The sequence below is a fragment of the Chitinispirillales bacterium genome, assembly GCA_031254455.1.
Classification (GTDB): domain Bacteria; phylum Fibrobacterota; class Chitinivibrionia; order Chitinivibrionales; family Chitinivibrionaceae; genus WRFX01.
This window is the reverse complement of the sequence record JAIRUI010000043.1, coordinates 1-4,772: the sequence shown is the minus strand read 5'-3', so window position 1 is coordinate 4,772 and position 4,772 is coordinate 1. Positions and strand designations below refer to the sequence as shown.

2 protein-coding genes are annotated in these 4,772 nt (G+C 38.2%); both read left to right on the top strand.

Going from position 1 to position 4,772, the window contains the following annotated elements:
- Positions 1-338 precede the first annotated feature (338 nt).
- Positions 339-3,140 carry a TonB family protein gene (locus LBH98_03255; GenBank protein ID MDR0303773.1) on the top strand — a complete coding sequence of 934 codons (2,802 nt, stop codon included), beginning with the start codon at positions 339-341 and terminating at the stop codon, positions 3,138-3,140.
- Between the two features lie 15 nt (positions 3,141-3,155).
- Positions 3,156-4,340 (top strand): hypothetical protein, encoded by a 1,185-nt coding sequence (locus tag LBH98_03250; protein MDR0303772.1) that lies wholly within the window; start codon positions 3,156-3,158, stop codon positions 4,338-4,340.
- Positions 4,341-4,772 lie beyond the last annotated feature (432 nt).

The following is a 4,772-nucleotide window of genomic DNA, read 5'->3' as shown; positions in this document are numbered from 1 at the left end:
TATTGAACACTATGCCGGATTTTACTGTGTTACAACTTCCACAATGTCTGCAATTCATAACTCACCTCACAAAAAAACAATACAAATATAATAAAAGGTATAATCAATTAGCAAGCCCTGTAAAGGTGATTTTTCCATAACAAGTTTTCAAGGGAATACAACTTTTTCTTTTAGAATACCGTCGATGAAAGAAATAGATTTTGTCGCAGAAGGAAAAGAATAAGATTCTTATAATTTAAAGTAGCTTCAATCCTAATAAACGCATATTTGTATAAGTTTTATATTTTGAAAAGGAACATAAATTATTTTTGCAAGTGTTTTTAGCAAAAGGACGATTCTTGGAAAGAATTATATTTTTATTCCTTTGTTCGTTTATTCTTTATATTTTTGCACAGCAGGACGACGAAATAATTTTAGACGATGAGATAATTTTAGACGACGAAAGTTTGCAGAATGACGAATTTTCAGGAATAATGCCTTTGCAGATTGAGTTTGTTCAAGCGGAATATCCCGCCGAGATTATGGCGAAAGGAATTGAAGGCGATGTCGTCTTGGATTTGCTGATAAACGAATCGGGACATGTGGATTCTATAGAAATTTTTGCTTCGCTTTATCCGGTGCTTGACACGGCGGCGATGAGCGCGGCGAAGAATTTTATGTTCAAACCGGCTATGATGACGGTAAAAAAAGAAAGCGCCGCAGGAAAAATCGATGAATTTGATACGATTCCCGTAGCCGTGATAATTCAATATGTATATAGATTTTCACTCAAAGACGCGATTTCCGACGAGATTGTCGATAAAATAAATTTTTGCGGACGGGTTTTTGAACGAGGTACTAAAAAACCGCTTTCGGACGTCTTGATCGCTATAGTTTATGATACCAATTCGGTGAAAAATATTCCTGCGCCGTTTGGAATTTATCTTGAGAAAATTTCTGAGTTCGGCTCGCAAAGCGTTGACGAAGGTACGATTTTTACTTTTACGGATTCTGTCGGGAATTATGCTTTCCATTCGCTTCCAAGCGGAAAATTCACAGTAAAAATTCCCCATAGCGGATACGAGCCGTATTTTACAAACGATTCGGTTTCGGCGAGCGATTCGCTTGTTTCGGATATGTATTTGAAAGCGCTTGCATACAACGATTACGAAATCGTCGCGTATTACAAGGGTGAAGAAAAAGAGGTCAGCAGGCATCAATTAACGTTGAACGAAGTCAAAAAAATTCCAGGATTTTCCGGCGATGCGGTAAAAGTTATTCAGGCGTTGCCCGGAGTCGCAAGGCCGCTTGCTTCTTTAGGAACGATAATTGTACGAGGAACGAGTAACAGCGATTCGAAATTTTTACTTGACGGGACGGATATTATGCTTTTGTATCATTTCGGCGGCTTAAAATCTACGTATAATTCCGAAGCGTTAGAAACTATTGATTTTTATCCGGGCGGTTGGGGAGTGAAATACGGAGATGCGACCGGCGGCGTCGTGGAACTGAAATCTCGTCCGCCTAAAAGTGATCGTTTTCACGGATATATTGATTTGAGTGCGCTTGATATGTCGTTTTTAGTAGAGACGCCTATCGGAAAAAAATGGAGTGTTTTAGGAACTGCGCGAAGAAGCCATTTTGGCGAAATTGTTCGATGGGTTATGAAAAAATCTAATACGCGGGGGATAACCGTCGCACCTTTTTATTGGGATTACGTCGTACGAGCCGACTATAATCCTAATGAAAAAAATCATTTTTCTTTTTCTTCTTTCAGTTCAAACGATTCGCTTACGGCGATTGTCGAAGGGTTTAATATGGGCAGCGAAGAAATCAATAGTGCGACAAATTCTATAACGCAGCGTTCGTTTTTCAATATAAACGGAGTGAATTGGAATGCAAAAATTAACGATAATTTGAACAATTTCTTAACAATAAAGAGCGAAGTAATTCGAATCTCGTTTGGAATTATGGGTTATGCCAGCCAAGAAAGTAAAATAAACGGGTTTCGTTATCATGATAATTTGGGTTGGCAAATAGGTGAAAAATCCAAAATAAATTTTGGATTTGACGGATTTTTGGGTACGGTAAATATAAATATGGACATGATTAGCGATAGGGGACTTGTTCATTATCCAAAAAAAGATTGGATTTTTTCTCGGACCGGGGTTTATACTAATTTTGAGTTAAAACCTATTGAACGCTGGCTTGTAGTTCCGGGCGTAAGGTACGACTATTATGACGAGTTAATCTATAGAGGCGGCGTTTTGCCTGAATTTTGGGATTACGGCGAGAAATTTCACAAAGGATTTTCCGGTGAACCGTCGCTTCGTCTTTCCACACGATTTAATTTGACAAAAGATCACTTGATTAAGGGTTCAATCGGAACTTACAATCAGTCGCCAAAGCCTATCGGAATTGTAATTGACAGTACGTACGGTAATCCGAATCTGGGTGCGACAAAAGCGGCTCAATTTGTTTTGGGATACGAATGGCGGATTACGGATTTGATTTCGCTTGACATTCAGGGTTACAGAAATAATCAATGGAAAATTCCGCGAATGGTCGGCTATAAGGATTTGACGAGCGCCAAAACACCCGCCGATATTAAAATGTACTACGATGACGAATTGGGGAAATCAAGAGGATTTGAAATAATGCTTCGTCACAATCAAAATGAGAAATTCTTTGGCTGGATTGCTTACACGTTGTCTCAGAGTAAGCGCAAAACGCCGCATACCGACACAATGTCTGCCGACGGTTGGATTAAATATTCTTACGACCAAACAAATAATTTGCAACTTTTGGCAAGTTACAAGTTACCCAAACGTTGGGAAATCGGCGGAAGATTTCGATACACGACGGGCAATCCAACGACTCCTGTCAGCCGCATTGAGTATGATTTGACCGATAACGGCGTTACAAGTTATTCAGGGAATTACAATTCCAAACGTCTCGCCCCGTTTGTACAGTTTGATTTCCGTGCAGAAAAAAAATGGATTTTCAAAAAATCGACGCTGACGATGTATTGGGACATTCAAAATTTATCGTATTTTATCTACGAAAGTCCGGAAATGACGTTGTGGAATGATTTTTATGACGAGAAACAGGTTATAGGTATGCCGATTATTCCAAGTTTCGGCATTCGATATGATTTTTAGTAAAAAAGGAAAAAAATGAAATTTAGTAAATTTTTTCAAATGACGGCGGTTTTTGAACTTACATTTCTGCTTATTTCTTGTAGTTTGGAGGATTTCAACCGCCACTACAGACAATTAGACGACGATATGATTCGTCCGTTTTCATATCAATTTGAAAATCCTGAAATTGCTCCCGGCGATACCGTGGAACTGAGTGTGATTTTTAGCGGAAAAAAAATAAATTCAGACGATATCGATATTTCGAATTGGAAAGTTTGTTGGAATATTTATACCGACCGTTTCGGAAATTTGGCGCCCAGAGGCGAAGAGCCGCTTAAAAGTTATATAATTGATAAGCCGCGAATCGTAGAAGACGATGAAAATTTTCAGAAAGTGACGTTAAAATTTGTTGTTTATGATTCAATGCTCTACAAAAGCGATGTAATTCCCGAAAGTTTGGACGAGATGGCGGCAATGTACAATTTCAAAAATATACCGCAAGTAGGTTTTCCTACGAATAAAGACGGTTTTTTGAATACGCTTGAAAATCTATCAAAAGATTTAAATGTTCAACGGGCGATTCCCGATACGCTTGGAACCGTTATTGACGGATTGGCGCAAGTTTTTTCGGCGATGTTTGAAATTTACGTTGATTTCAATGACGGGAAAACTCCGCGGTCAAAAATTCGTCACACGGTTCGTTATCACGGAAAATTGTCCGATATAAAAGGAGTTTATACCAACAAAAATCCCGTAATTGAAGATATAAAAATTTGGGCGATGGATGAAAAAGACGCTTATAATTTCGACATAAACAAGTCAAAAGAAATTACAAAAAGCGGTGATACGATAAATATTTCCATAGACAAAAACAAGACGATTTTTATGGAAATCAAAGCGTTGCCGAAGGATTCCACGCTTACACTTGAACAAGCGTTTTCAAAAACGCGAAATACTAGTTTTGAGAAATACTATGTAAGATTTTTCTTTGCAGGCGATACGACATATTCAAAATTATCGTTTAGTCCGGTAACCAATAAGGTCGATAACAAAAACGGTAAAGACGGAACCATTGTCAGAAGAGTTAACTTAGACTATGACAAGGTAAACGTCGGCGGCGCGGGTTACATTTTTCTTGTGTTGTATGACGATAATATAGGTGTGGTGTATTATCCGCAGGGGAGAACGACAAAAGGATTCTCAATTAAATTTGTGGAATAATTAAATTTCATGGGTCTGTTTCAGAAATTGTGTAAACATGTAATCAGGACATAAAAATAGAACTTGTTTGTAACGCTTAACCTATGTTCAACGCTACCAACGATTACAAATATAATAAAAATCAACGTATTGAGTCAAGAAGCATTTGTTTTTCTCTTTTTGCCGCCGCCTGCCTACCTGAGTGTCCGAAGGACACTCAGGTAGGCAGGCGGCATATACGAAAGTGTCTAATCCGGCAATCTGCCTGGAAAGGCTATTTCTAATTGTAGTCGAATATGATACCAATCATTGCGAGTTCCCACCCATTTTTTTGGGGCTTGCTAACTAAATATATATTCAATAATTTCTTCGTTAAACAAAAGTATTAGTGATGCTATTACCATATCAATCGCTTTCGAATAACGACACGTCTTACGATTAAATCTTGCAAGT

Bases quoted from the DNA above. Each gene is read 5' to 3' on its own strand.
- LBH98_03250 (MDR0303772.1), top strand. From the start codon at position 3,156: ATGAAATTTAGTAAATTTTTTCAAATGACGGCGGTTTTTGAACTTACA.